16 protein-coding genes are annotated in these 15,159 nt (G+C 67.6%); 5 read left to right on the top strand and 11 right to left on the bottom strand.

Annotated features, from left to right (window positions below; genetic code table 11):
* Positions 1–51 precede the first annotated feature (51 nt).
* The 4 genes from ACFQ0E_RS13465 to ACFQ0E_RS13450 are packed head-to-tail and all read left to right on the top strand — an operon-like array spanning position 52 to position 4,101.
* Positions 52–696, top strand: coding sequence for a hypothetical protein (locus tag ACFQ0E_RS13465; protein WP_386824602.1), 645 nt, complete (start codon positions 52–54; stop codon positions 694–696).
* A complete protein-coding gene (locus tag ACFQ0E_RS13460; protein ID WP_386824600.1) occupies positions 693–1,157 on the top strand; it encodes a hypothetical protein in 465 nt (154 codons plus the stop codon). The genes ACFQ0E_RS13465 and ACFQ0E_RS13460 overlap by 4 nt, the downstream gene beginning before the upstream one ends.
* The gene (locus tag ACFQ0E_RS13455; protein ID WP_386824599.1) at positions 1,154–1,954 is read left to right on the top strand and encodes a hypothetical protein; all 801 of its coding nucleotides are present in this window, start codon (positions 1,154–1,156) and stop codon (positions 1,952–1,954) included. Before ACFQ0E_RS13460 ends, ACFQ0E_RS13455 begins: the two co-directional genes overlap by 4 nt.
* A complete protein-coding gene (locus tag ACFQ0E_RS13450) occupies positions 1,951–4,101 on the top strand; it encodes a carboxypeptidase-like regulatory domain-containing protein (protein WP_386824597.1) in 2,151 nt (716 codons plus the stop codon). The genes ACFQ0E_RS13455 and ACFQ0E_RS13450 overlap by 4 nt, the downstream gene beginning before the upstream one ends.
* Before the next feature lie 51 nt (positions 4,102–4,152).
* On the opposite strand, the gene ACFQ0E_RS13445 is transcribed toward ACFQ0E_RS13450, so the two are convergent.
* From ACFQ0E_RS13445 to ACFQ0E_RS13425, 5 genes are all read right to left on the bottom strand, one after another.
* Positions 4,153–4,407, bottom strand: a complete 255-nt coding sequence (locus ACFQ0E_RS13445) for a hypothetical protein (RefSeq protein ID WP_386824595.1) — start codon at positions 4,405–4,407, stop codon at positions 4,153–4,155.
* Positions 4,408–4,614: 207 nt separating this feature from the next.
* Positions 4,615–6,015, bottom strand: a complete 1,401-nt coding sequence (gene radA / locus ACFQ0E_RS13440; protein ID WP_386824593.1) for a DNA repair protein RadA — start codon at positions 6,013–6,015, stop codon at positions 4,615–4,617.
* A 124-nt stretch (positions 6,016–6,139) separates the two neighbouring features.
* Positions 6,140–7,426, bottom strand: a complete 1,287-nt coding sequence (locus tag ACFQ0E_RS13435) for a sterol desaturase family protein (RefSeq protein WP_386824591.1) — start codon at positions 7,424–7,426, stop codon at positions 6,140–6,142.
* Positions 7,427–7,436: 10 nt separating this feature from the next.
* Positions 7,437–8,117 carry a lysoplasmalogenase gene (locus ACFQ0E_RS13430; protein ID WP_386824590.1) on the bottom strand — a complete coding sequence of 227 codons (681 nt, stop codon included), beginning with the start codon at positions 8,115–8,117 and terminating at the stop codon, positions 7,437–7,439.
* Between the two features lie 123 nt (positions 8,118–8,240).
* Positions 8,241–8,522: a DUF6150 family protein gene (locus ACFQ0E_RS13425; RefSeq protein WP_386824588.1), complete on the bottom strand. Its 282-nt coding sequence runs from the start codon at positions 8,520–8,522 to the stop codon at positions 8,241–8,243.
* Positions 8,523–8,604: 82 nt separating this feature from the next.
* Between ACFQ0E_RS13425 and ACFQ0E_RS13420 the strand changes: the two genes are divergently transcribed.
* Positions 8,605–8,943 (top strand): hypothetical protein, encoded by a 339-nt coding sequence (locus tag ACFQ0E_RS13420; protein WP_386824586.1) that lies wholly within the window; start codon positions 8,605–8,607, stop codon positions 8,941–8,943.
* Positions 8,944–9,012: 69 nt separating this feature from the next.
* Here the strand turns inward: ACFQ0E_RS13420 and ACFQ0E_RS13415 are convergent, their stop codons facing one another.
* The 6 genes from ACFQ0E_RS13415 to tssA all read right to left on the bottom strand — a co-directional run bounded on the left by ACFQ0E_RS13415 (position 9,013) and on the right by tssA (position 15,146).
* Positions 9,013–9,597, bottom strand: coding sequence for a hypothetical protein (locus ACFQ0E_RS13415; protein ID WP_386824584.1), 585 nt, complete (start codon positions 9,595–9,597; stop codon positions 9,013–9,015).
* A gap of 71 nt (positions 9,598–9,668) precedes the next feature.
* Entirely contained in the window at positions 9,669–10,136 is a 468-nt protein-coding gene (locus tag ACFQ0E_RS13410; RefSeq protein WP_386824582.1) for a hypothetical protein, read from the bottom strand.
* Positions 10,137–10,197: 61 nt separating this feature from the next.
* Complete coding sequence (locus ACFQ0E_RS13405; RefSeq protein WP_386824581.1) at positions 10,198–11,526, bottom strand: hypothetical protein; 1,329 nt, start codon at positions 11,524–11,526, stop codon at positions 10,198–10,200.
* A gap of 403 nt (positions 11,527–11,929) precedes the next feature.
* Positions 11,930–13,120: a hypothetical protein gene (locus tag ACFQ0E_RS13400; RefSeq protein WP_386824579.1), complete on the bottom strand. Its 1,191-nt coding sequence runs from the start codon at positions 13,118–13,120 to the stop codon at positions 11,930–11,932.
* Between the two features lie 3 nt (positions 13,121–13,123).
* The gene (locus tag ACFQ0E_RS13395) at positions 13,124–13,999 is read right to left on the bottom strand and encodes a hypothetical protein (protein WP_386824577.1); all 876 of its coding nucleotides are present in this window, start codon (positions 13,997–13,999) and stop codon (positions 13,124–13,126) included.
* Positions 14,000–14,036: 37 nt separating this feature from the next.
* Complete coding sequence (gene tssA / locus ACFQ0E_RS13390; RefSeq protein ID WP_386824575.1) at positions 14,037–15,146, bottom strand: type VI secretion system protein TssA; 1,110 nt, start codon at positions 15,144–15,146, stop codon at positions 14,037–14,039.
* Between the last annotated feature and the right edge of the window lie 13 nt (positions 15,147–15,159).

Below are 15,159 nucleotides of genomic sequence, written 5' to 3'. Positions count from 1 at the left end.
CGCAAAGGGGCTGTCCTCGCGGGCAGCCCCTTCGTTCGAGAGGTACACGCCATGGAATCGCGTTCCCACGGCCATCGGATCCTCCGTTTCGCCGCACTCCTCTTCCTGCTTGCGTCGCTGGGCATCGCAGACGCCGCCGCCTACACCGTGACGATCGGCACCGGCACGAAAGCCGCCTACCTGCGCGTCGGCGACGGCAGCATCACCGGCGGCAACTACAGCGCCGGCGGAACGCCCGCAGACAACACCACCGTCAACCTGGTCAGCGTGACCGTACCCGCCGCATCGGTCGGCAACGCCACTGCGCAGGCCATGACCGGTACGGGTCGCGTCACCAGCGACTGGGACGGCTTCGCGTTCTGCAACGCCGGCCAGGTCTACATCGGCGCCTTCTTCCGCTTGCCGACCAACCCCAACCAGAGCGCGACATTGCGCGTGAACACGCCGGTCAACCTCACCAGTGTCGGCGGCGACACCATTCCCATCACCCAGATCAGCTGGACGAGCAGCGGCAACGGCGACGCAGGCGCCCAGCCCTTCCCGGCCGGCACCTTCACCGGCGGCACCCAGACCCTCGCGACCCTGCTGCGCAACACCTGGGCGGAGAGCTGCCACAGTTTCAGCTACGCGAATGCCGCGATCCGTGCCGCCGGCACGTACAACGCGCGCGCCACCTACACGCTGGCGACGCCATGAACGCGCGCCTGCTGCTGCCTCTGCTGTTCGCGCTGCCTTGCTTCGCCGCCATGGCGCAGACCTTCCCGGTGGACGACAGCGCCAGCCAGGTGCTGGAAAGCGGGCCGCTGAAGATGCGCTGGGATTCGCTGGTGCCGAAGCCCGGCCAGCCCTCGACGATGACCGGTCAGGTCGTCGTGCTGGTACGCCTGGATGTCGCGCAATGGCGCGGACGCCGTGGACGCATCTACCAGCGTCTGGCATCCGTGCCGAACGGCCCGGTCACCGCCGTCTGGGCCGCGAACGGCCCGCTGCTGCCCGGCCGCGTACGCGACGGCGAGCGCGCACTGGTGTACAGCGGTGCGATCGCGTCCGAGCGCATCGAGGACACCTTCCGCCTGACCATCCAGGCCGACGGCAACCGCGTCCTGCGTCCGCAGGATCTGAACTTCAGCTTCGAATTCGAACCGGAGTCGCCATGAAGGCCTTCGCTCCCGTCCGCCTGCTGCTCGCCGTCGCACTGGCATCGAACGCGCTGCCGGCGCTGGCGCAGGAATTCGCGCTGGTGGTCTCGCCGCCGCGCTTCGAGGACCGCACCCAGCCCGGCAAGACCTACCGCAACGTCTTCGAGCTCAACAACACCTCGCTCAAGGCCGCGAAGTTCACCGTCAGCACCGCCGACTGGGTGCTGGACGCCCAGGGCGCGCCGGTGTTCAGCCAGGCGCTGTCGAAGGACAGCTGCCGGCCATGGGTCGGCATCGAAACCAACGAAATCACCGTGAAGGGCAACGGCAAGCGCCGCTTCCGCTTCGAAGTGGCGGTCCCGGCCGACGCACCTCGCGGCGAGTGCCGGTTCGCGATCATGATCGAAGGCGAACCGCAGCCCGCGCGCGGCAACATGCCGCTGCCGATCAGCGGCCGCATCGGCGTGATCGTCTACCTCGCGATCGGAGACGCCGCGCCGAAGCTGGTCGTCGCGGAAACGCGCGGCGTCGATGCGCAGGGCCAACGCATCCCGGCGCTGCGCGTGCGCAACGACGGCGACATGCACGGCCGCCTCGACGGCTACCTGGCCGGCGTCGACGCGAAGAACCAGCGCTTCGTGCTGGTGCCCGACAACAGCCCGATCCTGGTCGGCGCCACCCGCGACATTCCGCTCTATCCGCAGCCCTCGGCCGATGGCGCGCAAGCGCCTGCCATCGTGTATCCGCTGCGCATCAAGGGTCGGCTGGACGCCGAGCGCCAGCGCCTCGACATCGATACGACCCTGGATCGATGACCCGACGCATTGCGTTGCCACATCGCCTGCTTCCGGCACCCAGCGCGCTCGCAATCGCGCTCTGTGCGGCCCTGTCCGCTGCGGCGTGGGCAACGCCGGCCACGGCCGCGACGAGCGGCACGGGCGCGGCACCTGCCGCGCAACGCGACACGCCCGGCAGCGGCAACGACACGGGCAGCGAAGACAGCACCACCTACGACGGCAGCGTCTACGACCCGTTCCGCGCCTTCGGCTTTCCCGCCGACGACGCCGGCGAACCGCCGTCGACCTATCGCGACCGGATCATCGCGCCGGAAAAACTCGAACCGCTGCCGCCCGACGAGGACGAGGACGACGCGCTCGCCGGTCCGCCGCGCGCCTTCCATGTCGAAGCCATTGCGCACCGCACGCGTTTCGGTGGCGAGCGCAGCGTCGAACTGGGCGCCGCATTCGGCGGCTACTGGGACACCTCGGACTGGGGCGCGATCAGCGCCGACGCCCTGCTCTTCCACAGCGATCGCGATCGCGACGAGGGCCAGCGCCTGCGTGGCACCGCGACGCTGTGGCAGCGCGGCCTGCAGATGCCGGGCGGCTGGTCGCTCGACAACGGTCTGGGCGTGCTCAACACGCCGATGCCCGACCTGCTGCGCGACCAGTACCGTTTCATCCTGCCCAGCGTGCCGATGGTGGGCGCCAGCACCGACTGGCGACAGCGCGAGCGCGGCCTGCGCGTGCAGGCCGGCCTCGGTCGCGGCGGCAGCTACACCGGCTCGCGCCTCAACGGCTTCGAAATCGGCGACGGATCGGTGTTCACCGCCGCCGCGCAATGGCGCTGGTCGCCGCGGATCGACGGTGCGGTCGACGTGCTGCTCACCGACGGCCGCATCGTGCCGGACGATCAGGGTCTGCCCGACTTCCAGAACGGCCGCACGCGCGCGCTGTTCACCGGCCACCGCTGGAACGGCGCGCGCGACAGCCTGCAGCTCAACATGCTCGCCAGCGACGCGAACGGCGACAGCGCCGCCGGCATCTGGCTGGATGGACGCAGCGATCGCGGCAGCTTCGTGCATCGCTACGGCCTGTTCCGCCTGGAACCCGATCTGGCCTGGGGCGCCTGGCCGATCAACAACGACGTGCGCGGCGGTTACTACCGCATCGACTACAACCGTGCGCGCTGGAGTGCGAACGCCGCCCTCGATCGCATCGATTCGGTCTCCGGCATGGGCTTCGACGGCTGGTACGGCAACGGCTACGTGCGCTACCAGGCCAGCCCGCGCACCGGTTTCGGCGGCGGCCTGACCGCACGCCAGAGCGGGCGCGACGGCGGCGACGACAGCGCGCAGACGCTGCAGCTGTTCGTCGACCGCCTTTCCGATTGGGGACAGACGCGCCTGCAGTACGACCGCGCCCACGACAGCAGCGGCGCCGACAGCTGGCAGGTTCTTGTCGATCATGCCCTGCGCATGCGCGAAGGTTCGCGACTGTCGCTCTCCGCAGGCTTCGGCGAGCTTGCGCAGGACCGCGACGGCGCCAGCCGCACCGCCACGCTGGCCGCCTACGGTGGCGTCGATCTCACCGACACCTTCTCCGTCGACGGCAGCGTGCGCTGGGCGCGCAGCAGCGGTGCCGACGACAGCCGCGGCACCGACCTCAACCTCGGCTGGCGCTGGCGCATCGCCTCGCGCTGGTCGCTGCTCGGCAACCTGATCGAAAGCCGCGGCTCGCGCCGCTCGCCCTTCGTGCTCGATCCGATCACCAACCAGCCGGTGTTCGAAACCCTGCCGCACGACCGCTCGATCTTCCTCAGCCTGCGCTACGACTACCGCGCCGGCCAGCCGCGCGGCGTGCTCGGTGGCCCGCCGAACGCCGCGACCGGCGACATCGTCGGCACGATCTTCCTCGACGAGAACAACGACGGCGTGCGCAGCGCCAGCGAACGACCTGCGGCGAACATCACCGTGCTGCTCGACGGCCGCTTCTCCGCGAAGACCGACGAACAGGGTCGCTTCCGCTTCGACCGCGTCGCAGTCGGCACGCACGATCTGCTCGTCATTCCCGACAACCTGCCATTGCCCTGGGTGATCGAGGACGAACGCGGCAACCCGCGCGTGCAGGTCGAAGTCCGCAAGGACGCCACGGTCGACATCGGGGCCGTGCGGCAGCGCTGAACGCCGCCGCAGGCAAGACCAACGCTCAGGACGGGCGCATGCCTGCAGGAATCAAGGCTGCGCCACGCAATGGTTGTCGTTGCCGCTGCAGCGGCCATACCGCTGCAGGTCGGCCTGCGCCTTCGCCCGTTCGGCATCCCATTCCGCCTGCGTCTTGCAGACGCGCTCCGGGCGATTGCTGCCTAGCGCCTTCTTCCGCTCGCACACGAGTTTCGTATCGTCGGCCGGCGCCTTGGCCTGCATGTCGCTTCCCGAAGACCCGGTTTGGGCAACGCCGATCAACGGCATCAGACCCAGCATCGCCACCAGACAGATCGTACGCATGACGCATTCTCCAGCGTGGAACGAGCCACGACCGTAGCGCAGGCATTGCCGCATGTCTCGCGAAAACAGGCGGGCTGCGACGAACGGCGGGCAAGGCGTCGTTCGATGTCCAGAAATCAACCGTTCGAGCGAGAATGCAAGATCGGGCAGGAGATTTCACATGCCCACGCCGCCGCCATCAGTCGCGACTCACTCCGCCGCAGCCTCCAGCGCATCCGCCAGCCGCTCGACAGCGATCACTTCCATGCCCTTGTAGCTGCCGGCCTTCGGCGCATTGGCCTTGGGCACGATGGCGCGGAGGAAGCCATGGGTCGCGGCTTCCTTCAGGCGTTCCTCGCCGTTGGGCACGGGCCTGATCTCGCCGGACAAACCAATCTCGCCGAAAGCGATCGTCTTTTCGGAGAGCGGTCGGTCGCGCAGCGAGGACAGCACCGCCAGCAGCACCGGCAGGTCGGCAGCGGTTTCCTGTACGCGGATGCCGCCGACCACGTTCACGAACACGTCCTGGTCGCCGACCATCACGCCGCCATGGCGATGCAGCACCGCGAGCAGCATCGCAAGACGGTTCTGCTCCAGACCGACGGCGACGCGGCGCGGATTCGACAGCGGCGAGGCATCGACAAGCGCCTGCACTTCGACCATCAGCGGACGCGTGCCCTCGCGCGTGACCATCACGCAGCTGCCGGGCTGGCGGCCCGTACCGGACAGGAAGATCGCCGAGGGGTTCGGCACTTCGCGCAGGCCCTTGTCGCTCATCGCGAACACGCCCAGCTCGTTCACCGCGCCGAAGCGGTTCTTGAAGGCGCGGAGCACGCGGAAACGGCTGCCGCTGTCGCCTTCGAAATACAGCACGGCATCGACCATGTGTTCGAGCACGCGCGGGCCGGCGATGCCACCCTCTTTCGTGACGTGGCCAACGAGGAAGATCGCGGTGCCGGTTTCCTTGGCGTAGCGCACGAGGCGCGCGGCGCTCTCGCGCACCTGGCTGACCGAGCCGGGCGCGGCGGTCAGCGATTCGGTCCAGAGCGTCTGCACGGAGTCGGCGACGAGGAGTTTCGGCTGGGTCTGCACGGCCTGTTCGAGGATGCGTTCGACGCCGGTCTCGGCCAGCGCGCTGAGGCCGTCGAGCGGCAGTCCAAGTCGCGACGCGCGACCGGCCACCTGCGCCAGCGATTCCTCGCCGGTGACGTACAGCGCCGGCAGGCGACCGGCCATGCTCGCCAGCGCCTGCAACAGCAGCGTGGACTTGCCGATGCCGGGATCGCCGCCGATCAGCACCACCGCACCTTCGACGAGACCGCCGCCGAGCACGCGATCGAATTCGCCGATGCCGGTGCTGGTGCGCACGTCCTCGCGATGCAGCACGTCCTTCAGCGCGGTGACCTTCGGCGGATCGATCTTGCCGGCCCAACTGCCGCGACGCGCGGCGGCCGGGGCGTCGGAGGCGCTCTCCACCACGACCTGGCTGAGCGTGTTCCACGCCCCGCACTCGCCGCACTGCCCCTGCCACTTGCTGTATTCGGCGCCGCATTCGCCGCAGACGTAGGCGGTGCGGCTCTTGCTGGCGGACTTGCCGGGGGCTTTGCTCACGGGGATCTCGTTGAATGGGCGGGCAGCGCTGGGGCGTACTGTAGCCGCCGACGGTCTCAATCGGCGAGACGAGTGGACACGTGCCGCACAGCCTCGCCCTCCTACAACGCCTTCTCAATGCTTCTTACAACGGCCCTGGTGATGCTTCTGGCGCGCCCGGGGCATGCAGTGCCCGGGTGCCGCGCCAAGCGAGCAGCAGCATCGGCAAGCTGGCGACCGCAAGGACCGGCAGCACGATGGACAGATCGTCGACGAAACCTACGTAGCCGGGCACGCGCGCGACGAGCATCGGCCATGCCGCGAGCAAGGCGAGCCTCGGCAGTTCGACGACCAAGCCCCACGGTCGGCCTTCGAGCAGCGCGCCGAGCGCGATGAGTCCCCACAGCAGCACGCCGGCGTAGGCCAGGGCGTGCAGCGCATCGAGCCGGGCTGCGACGCCGAGGAAATCGACGCCCAGCGCGAGCAGCAGCAGGAACTGCGCGAAGGCGTAGGCACGCATCGTCGTCGAGACGGGCGGGTCGTACTCCGGGCGCGCGATATCGAAGGCCGGCTTCGGGAAGCGTTCGGCCACGTCGGCCGGCCGCCAGCCCGGCGGCGCGATCCATACGCGTAGCTTGTCGCGCCAGCGGCGCGCATGCCACGCATCCTTGGCGAGCGCCCAGTAGACCTCGATGTTCGCCCACAACGGGTTCCAGCTGCGCAGCGGTGCGCGCGTGCCGAACACCACGGGCTCGTCGTCGCGCTCCTCGGCGAAGGTGCCGAACCAGCGATCCCAGAGGATGAAGATGCCGCCGTAATTCCGGTCGAGGTAGCGGTCGTTCACCGCATGGTGGACGCGATGATTCGAGGGCGAGGCGAACACGCGGTCGAACCAGCCCAGCTTCGGCACCAGTTCGGTGTGGATCCAGTACTGGTACAGCAGGTCGATCACCGCGATCACCGCGAACACTTCGACCGGCACGCCCAGCACCGCCAGCGGCAGGTAGAACAGCCAGCCCAGCAGCACGCCGCTGCCGGTCTGGCGCAGCGCGGTGCTGAGGTTGTAGCGCTCGCTCTGGTGATGCACGACGTGCGCGGCCCAGAGGATGCCGACCTCGTGGCCGCACCGATGCAGCCAGTAGTAGCAGAAGTCGTACAGGACGAGCGCACCGATCCAGACCCACACGCTGTCCGTCGGCAGGTCGAACAGCGCGACGCGTTCGACCACCCAGGCATAGAAGCCCACGGTGAGCAGCTTGGCGAACACGCCGACCACCTGCGACAGCACGCCCAGGCCGATGCTGTTGATCGCATCGTTGAGCCGGTAGACGCGGCGACGCATCAGCCGCGCCGCGAGCAGTTCCACGCCCATCAGCACGAAGAACATCGGGATCGCGAACAGCATGATCGTCTCGGCGGACGGCATCGTCATCGCCCGGCCCTCACGCCCGCTCGACCGATCGTGCGATGCACCACTGCGCGGCGTAGTAGGTGCCGAGCACGAGCAGCGGACTCATCGGGATGCCGCCGGCGAAGCGATCCCAGGCCAGCAGGCTGTCGCTGGTCATGAACAGCATCGCGCCGATCGCAACCCAGCGCGCGCTGTGCGGCAGCGCGGACGACACCGCAGGCGTCCACGCCCGGGCGAGCGCGAACGCAGCCATCGCGGCGAGCACGACGGTGTAGGCCACGACTGGAATCTTCAACGCCGGATCGACGCGCGGCAGCAGGCCGACCAGGTTCGCGGTGCCGATGATCGCGACCAGCGCAAAAGCCGCCGCCCTCGCCTTCGCATTCGAACCCGGTGCGAAGGCGACGATATAGCCGATGTGCGCGAGCAGGAACGCAACGAGTCCGGGCACGAACAGATCGCCGGGCAGCATCAGGAAGACATCACCGACCAGCGACAGCACCATGCCGAACGCGACGGCGCGTCGATAGCGCGCCGACACTGGTACCTCGACGCGCAGCACCTTCCAGCACAGCAGCACGGTCGCCAGCGGTTTCCCGATGTAGTGCAGCCACAGCGCGTGGCCGCCGAGCATCTCCCCGGGCAGCATGGCGCCGAGAATGGCGGCAGCAACGGACAGCAGGAAGACGACGGTCGGCGGTCGGATGGGCATGCGCGGCGGGATCGGGATCGTGATCGGGACCCATACCTTAGCGTACGCAGATGACATGCGACGAGCGTTGCAGGTCGCGTTTTCGACGATGCGTCCGTATACGTTTCGTGCGCAGGCTGCCGCTCAGCCGAATCGCCCGCGCAACCGGTGCGATGCGTTGCGCCAACCGGCTTCCGAATAGTTGTCGACGAAGAAGATCCGCACCTCGGCCATGCCGATGCTGCAGAAATGCACCCAGGCGGTCGCTTCCTGCTTGTCTCGGGTGATGTACCAAAGGCCGTCGCCATGCGCCTGTCCCCAGCTGCCCACGCGGTGCACGAGCAGATCGGCCATGCCGCGCGCGGAGACCAGCGCCGCGCGCACATGCGCCTCGCCCATCGTCGGCGCCTGGTAGATGCGTGCCATTCGTCAGTTGCCCCACGCCCTGTCTTGTCCGCCCATGCGCAGGCTCGCATACTTCGGACGTCTCCCCGAAGGACTGCGGACGATGAAGCTGCCGATGCGCGTGGAACTACTGCTGGAGCTGCGCAACGAGCGCGAGCGCGTCCGCGTGATCCAGCGCGTGGACCAGCCGCATCCGGAACTGGGCATGGCGCACCCGACCGAAGACACGCGCCGCGCCGACCTGCCCTCGCACTGGGGCTGGGACGTGCATGCCGTCCGGCAGGAACCGCCGGCGGCGATCGAGGAACCGCTGCCCACGCGCACGCAGACCATCCTCTCGCACCGAGTGCCGGACAACGTCCGCCGCGCGATCAACGGCGACATCACCGACGCCAGCCCATCGTCGCGGAAGTGCGGAATCGAGCTGAAGCTGAAGCTCTGAGACGCGGCAGCGCGAGCATCTGTCCGAGCTCGGGCAGGCACATGCGGACACCAGGCATGACGGCGCACGTCAGTCACTACCGGAGAACTTCTTCACGAACGATCGCTGGTCCTTCAGTGCCTGCTGATTGAAGGCTTGCGCCTGCGGCGTGATCTGCTGGCTCATGCTCGCGGTGACCGGCGGCGAGACCGGCTGGTGCTGCTTGGCCTGCTGCCTGCGCTGGTTCGTGGTGGCTTCCAGCTGCGTGAAATCGGACAAGGGCGAGCCCTGCTGCGGAAACATAACCGTACCGCCGCTGACGTGAGGATTGCCCTTGCCGAACGTACCGGTGCTGACTTCGAGATGCGCGCTGCCGGCACGGATGGTCGGCGTCGCCAGGCCATCCATGATCTGCATGCGCAGCGCGAACTCGTTGCTAACGCCCAGGCGCTGGCTGTCCTGCTGCACCAGGCTCGACACCGCCTTCGCCATGTGCTTGGTGGTCGTGAACGCCTGATAGCGCAGCTTCTCGGAGGTCACCGTCGGCCCGTGGCGATGCTCTTGGCGCACGCGCTGCGAATGGCTCTGCTGGTCGATGTGGTAGGCGGACGGCGCACGACCGTCCTCCTTGGTGAGGAACACGGTGGACTTGCGCCCCTGGTTGTTGTCGGACATGTCGATCTCCCGGCTGGGTGGCCGGATTCACCGGCCGAAATGAAGGCACGGACAAGGAAGAACACCGGAAATCACAGCGGCTTGAACATCCCGTAGCCGCCCCCGCCCTGTTCGCCCTTGTTGTTCTCGTCGCGCGCGACCTTGCCGGGATCCAGCTCCTCCTTCAGCGCGTTGGTCCGCTTCTGCTGCTCGGTGTAATCGAAGCCCATCTTCTTGAAGAAGCCGGGTCGGCTGGTCGCCGTCACCATCGTCGTGGCACCGACCTCGCGCGCACGCGACTCAACGGCCTGCATCATCTGCGAACCCGAACCGGGCGCATGCGACTGGATGTGCTGCACATCCATCTCGCGACTGGTCGCCGAGAAGTAGTAGTCGGTGGTGCCGGTATGCGTCCAGCCGCTGTGGGTGACCAGCTGGCCGCTGAAACTGCCCCTGCGCCCGCTTGGCGTCTCCACCACCGACCGCTTCGGCGGCAGCTCCTGCATTTCGATCTCGACGGGCTCCGGCTTCGGCGCGGATTTGCGTGTGAACCATGACATGGGACTCTCCTGTGCATTCATGGGGTGGATCGGGCGCGGCAGGACGGCTGGTTTCGGCAGGTCAGTTCTTGAAATCGAACTTCGGGGCGCTGATGCGGCGCGGATCGCTCAACGCACGCGGCCGGCCGACCGTCTGCTTCGACATCTGGCTCAGGCTCTGCTGATCCAGCCGATCTGTCTGCGAGTTCGTGGCGGTGTTGAACGTCATCGTGGGACTCTGGCTGGTGCTCTCCGCATGGAGCAGGCGCATGGCGCCCTCGACATCCCCGCCGGACTTCTCCAGGAGGTCCTGGTGGCCTTTCGGCACCAGGCTGCGATGACCGGAGATCAACAGGTTCTTGGCCGCATGCATCTTCTCGGTTTCGCGCACGACCTGGACACGATCGGCGAACTTGTCGAAATTCGAGCCGACCCCGTCCGACATCGTGCCGATGTCCTTGAACTGGGAAATGATCGGCGTCTTCGAGTTCACGACCTTGTCGCGCACCGTCATCAGCTCTTCCTTGGGCGACATCATGAGCTGCACGGTCGCGAGCTTGGACACGATGGGAACATCATGACTGCCCCGCTTGTCGTCCTCCAGGGTCGCCTTCACCACGTCCACGCGGAGGATGTCACGATGCGCATGCTCCTTCGTGAGCGCGCCCTTCGTGCCGGGTACCGACTGGTTCTTGATGCCTGGCGTGTGGCTGCTGATCGGCACGGTGGCATCGGAACCCATGTTGTATTGGGTCAACGTGGACGAACCGGTCTTCCAGACCAGCGTGGCCTGGTGGCTGCGCTGGTTGAACGAGGCCTCGGCCTCCAGGTCGGTCATCTTCCCGCGATTGTCCCGCAGCATCTGGGTGCGGACGTTCTCGTCGGCACTGTTGCCCCAGCTCTCGTTGCTGCCGGTCACCGAGTCGATGCGGATCATGTCGTTGCTCGGGCTCTTCGACTTCACGTACGGCGAGACCTGCTTGTTCACGGCGTCCAGGCGCTTCCCGGTCATCTGCCACAGGCCGGACTTGTTCACGCTGTCGTGCAGGTCCATTTTCGAGAAATCGACCGGTGGCGTGCTGACCACGTTCGGGACGGTGCTGTTCTGGTTGGAGGGCGTGGAGAGGATCGGCGGGAAGGCGAGATTGGGCGTGGTGTTCTGCTGCGGCGACTGGATCGGGCTGGACAGGGATGGCCTGTTCTGCACGGGCGGAGTCGGCGTGTTCGATCCGAAAGAAAACGGATTCGAGGACGGCGTGTTCTGTACGAACGAAAACGGATTCTGGGAAGGCGTGCTCTGCATCAGCGAAAACGGATTCTGCGAAGGCGTGCTCTGCATGAGCGAGAACGGATTCTGCGAAGGCGTGTTCTGCATGAACGAGAACGGATTCTGCGAAGGCGTGTTCTGCATGAACGAGAACGGATTCGGGGACGGGGTGTTCTGCCCGAAGGAGAAAGGATTCGAGGACGGTGTGCTCTGTACGAAGGGAAAGAAACTGGGTGGCGGCGTGTTCTGTCCGAACGAGGGTGACGTGCCCTGCCCGAACAGCGGTGGCTGCGGGCTCGGCCTCTGGACGAGGCTCTTCGACTGTGGCCGCGATGTCGGCTGCGAAAACGACGAGAACTGGAAAGAGGAGAACTGCGACGAGGGGAACGGAACGAACGGCGTCTGCGGCTGCATGAACTGCGGCTGGGGCGTCAACGTCGTCGCACTGGACTGCTGCCGCTGGGTGACCCCGGTCGGCGTCACGGGGACGCCATTGTCCAGCTTCTGCTTTTTCCTCACTGGTGGGCCGTCGTCGCGCCCGGAGCCGTTACTCATTCCCCACCTCCAGGCTGGCTGCAGTGGGATCGATCGGATAACGCATCGACTCCGACCAGGCCGAAACGCTCCGCCAGGTCGTCACGATGGTGGCGGTCGCATCGGCATCCACGAGCACAGGTGCCTCAGGCAGGTGCGCGACGAGCGCATCGAGCGCACGGGGATCGCCGCCATGCGCACGCAGCAGTGCGATGCACTGCGACAGCGTCGGATGCGAGAGCGCAGCCAGCGTCCCGAGCAGTTCGACATGATCGTCCGGGTGCGGCAGCGCCAGAAGTTCGGGCAGGCATTCGCGCAACCGGCCGTTGTCGACATCATGCAGCGCATGGTGAAGCACACGTCCATGCCGCGTACTGCGCGACTGCAGGACTTGCCCGCCATTGGCACGATGCCAACGGGCAAGCGCCTCGAAATTGACCTGTGGCGGGGCTTCGTCGTCGGCACGCAAGCCTTCGGCAGCGATGCGCTCGGGTTCGAACACCCCATCGTCTGTCGCGCGCAGCAACATGCGCCCGCCGCTGGCATGGAGCAACGCATCCAGCAGGGCCATGCCCGCATGCGGCAAGGTCAGCGACACGCCATCCGATACGCTGCGCTGGCCCGACAACAGACGGCAGGCACCATCGCGCCGGCGCAGATCGCGCCATTCGATCCGACCATCGAGGCGATGCCACGCCTGCATGACTTCGCCCTTGCGGATCCGGAACAGATGCTGCTCGCGGGCGGACAGTGCGTCGTGTGCGAGTACGACCACCGGATTGCGCAGCGGGTGCGGCGGCAGGCCTCGATCGTGACGATCGAGGCAGATGCGACCGTCGGCACGCCACTCCGCGAACGGTGCATGCACGGCCAGCGCGTCGTGCTGTGCCGGGTCCGGACAGCAGGCCAGGTAGCGCACGGGCGGTCCGCGCAGCGCTTCGGCGGCGAGGATCCGCAGCAGGTGCCAGGCGCGCTCGCCATCGCCTGGCGACAGATCGACGACCCAGACAGCATGCATGGGATCGATGCAGCGGTTGCGCATGCCGGCCTGCAGGAACGCCTGGACCACGCGCGCATCGTCCTGCGCTTCGCGCAGCGCACGGACCCGCCCGGCCTGCCAGGCCGGGCGCAAGCGACCCACGAGCGGCTGCGCCTCCCGAGAAGGCAGCGCCTGTTCGATCGCACGTCCCGGCTCGGCGGCCATGACTCAGTCCTTGGACTCGTTGCCGGGCGACGATCCACCGCGCCGCGCGATCAGCATGATCGCCAGCGGGCTCTCGCCGTTGCGGGGCGACGTGGACGACAGCGACTGGAACCGCAGCGCGCCGTCCATGAGCGTGCCCTGCGTCTCCGCGGTCTTCATCGTCTTCGTCACCTGCTTCAGGCCCTGCATCATCCGCACGCCCTGGCCGAGGGTGCGCAGCAGGTCGACGGTTTCGGCGAAAGGCTTGCCGGTCTGCCTGGCCGTCGACTTGCCGATCGCTTGAGTCGTCGACTTGCCATCGCCCGGTTCCGGGCCGCCGCCGGTCTTCGGCATCGGCGACAGCGTGCGCGCGTCGGCGTGCTGAGCGCGCTTCGATTCCTGCTTCATCTGCTGGGTCGTCTTGCGCAGTTCGCGCATCAGGCCGATGCCCTGGCCCAGTGCCGAGAACAGTTTCGGTTTCGGTCCTTCCATCGCCTGGGTGATGCCGTCCATGTGCTTCTGCGCCTTGGCGTTGAGCGGCACGTTCGATTCGACCTTCAGCTTGTTCGCACCCGGTTGTTTGGCCATGTCGCGCGTGACCTGCTTGAGCGAGCGCATCGCCGACACGCCGTGCTTCAGCGACGACATCAGTCCCTGCCCCTGCCGGTTGGCGAGCGCCTGCAGATGCGGCTTCGCCTGGTTGACGGCGGCCTTGTTCTGCTTGAACGCGACCTTCGCCTGCGGCGAGCTGTTCATCGCCTTGCGCAGGGCCTTGTTGACATTGATCGGCTTGCCCGACTTGACGCCACCGGGCAACCCGCCCGGCATGGGGCGCATCTGCGCGGCGATCAGGATCGCCAGGGGCTTCTGCCCGGGACTGCGTGTGGGCGTGCTGGACATGGTGTGTCTCCTGCGATGACGCGCGCGACGCGGCGCCTCAGCCTGCGGCCGACCGCTCCTGCCCGGCGACCGGGTCGCCGAGGCCGAGCAGCTCGAAGATGTTGATCTGTCCGCCGCAGCGCACGAACACTTCGCTGTAGAGCTGCGCGGTATTGAGTCCGCCCCAGGCGACGGCGCGACGGATGAGGTAAGGCACGGGGCTGTGCGGCTCGATCACTTCCAGCGCGTGCGCGATCTCGGCCAGCGCGACGTAGACCTGGCGACGGTCGTGGTTGCCCGAGACGACGGCCGGCGCATGCATGCCGTCGGCCGCTTCGTCGTCGGACGCGTCCTCTTCCTGCGCGGGCAGGGACACCAGGCCGCGACGACGCGCTTCGCCGGTGAGCAGGATGCCGATCTCCTCCAGCAGGTCGCGCATCGGCGCCAGGCTCGGCAGCTTGTCGCCCCAGACCGCATCGCCGGCGTGCTCCAGTCGATCCAGCGCCTGCAGGCCATCGCTGATGCAGCCGTGGAGGAAGGCCAGGCGCTCGTTCGGCGTGCAGGCCAGGCCCGCGCCGACATCGGCCAGGCTGGCGCCTTCGATTTCCGATTCGCGCTGGCGGCCGAGGCTGGCACGGATCTGCTCGTTGCGCCGCGCCTGTTCCCAGTCGTTCCAGGCGTAGTCGCGGTCGCCGCCGGTCGCGGTCAGCGGCACCTTCCGCAGCGGCAACAGCAACTTGTGTGCGATCCACGTCCACAGGTTGGCGACGTGTTCCTCCGATCGCGGATGCAGGTCCTGGCCGTAGGACGACATCAGCGCTTCGACCAGCGAGAGGCAGGGCGTCAGCGCCTGGAAGCCGGTGCGCACGATCAGCGACTCGAACAGCCAGGCTGCGAACTGCAGATCCTTGCTGCGATAGGCCAGCGCGCGCGCCGAGAGTTCGCCCACTGCCTGCCAGTCCGCGCGCTTGAGCTCGCGTTCCCACGCCCCCTGCGGCAGGGTCGCATCCTCCTCGGTGCGTTCGTGGCGGATGCGCCGATAGTCCTCGTCCTCGTGCGCGGGATGGCCGGCGGGCGATGCGCCGGGCAGCGGCGCGAGCAAGGCGTCCCAGGCCTGCCCGACCGTGGCGCGGAAGTAGCGATCATGGGCCTGCTGTTGTTCGTTCATCTGGTCTCTCCGG

Source organism: Lysobacter brunescens (assembly GCF_042677005.1).
Lineage (GTDB): Bacteria > Pseudomonadota > Gammaproteobacteria > Xanthomonadales > Xanthomonadaceae > Lysobacter_I > Lysobacter_I brunescens.
The sequence above is the reverse complement of the archived record's forward strand: the minus strand, read 5'-3'. Positions and strand labels throughout refer to the sequence as shown.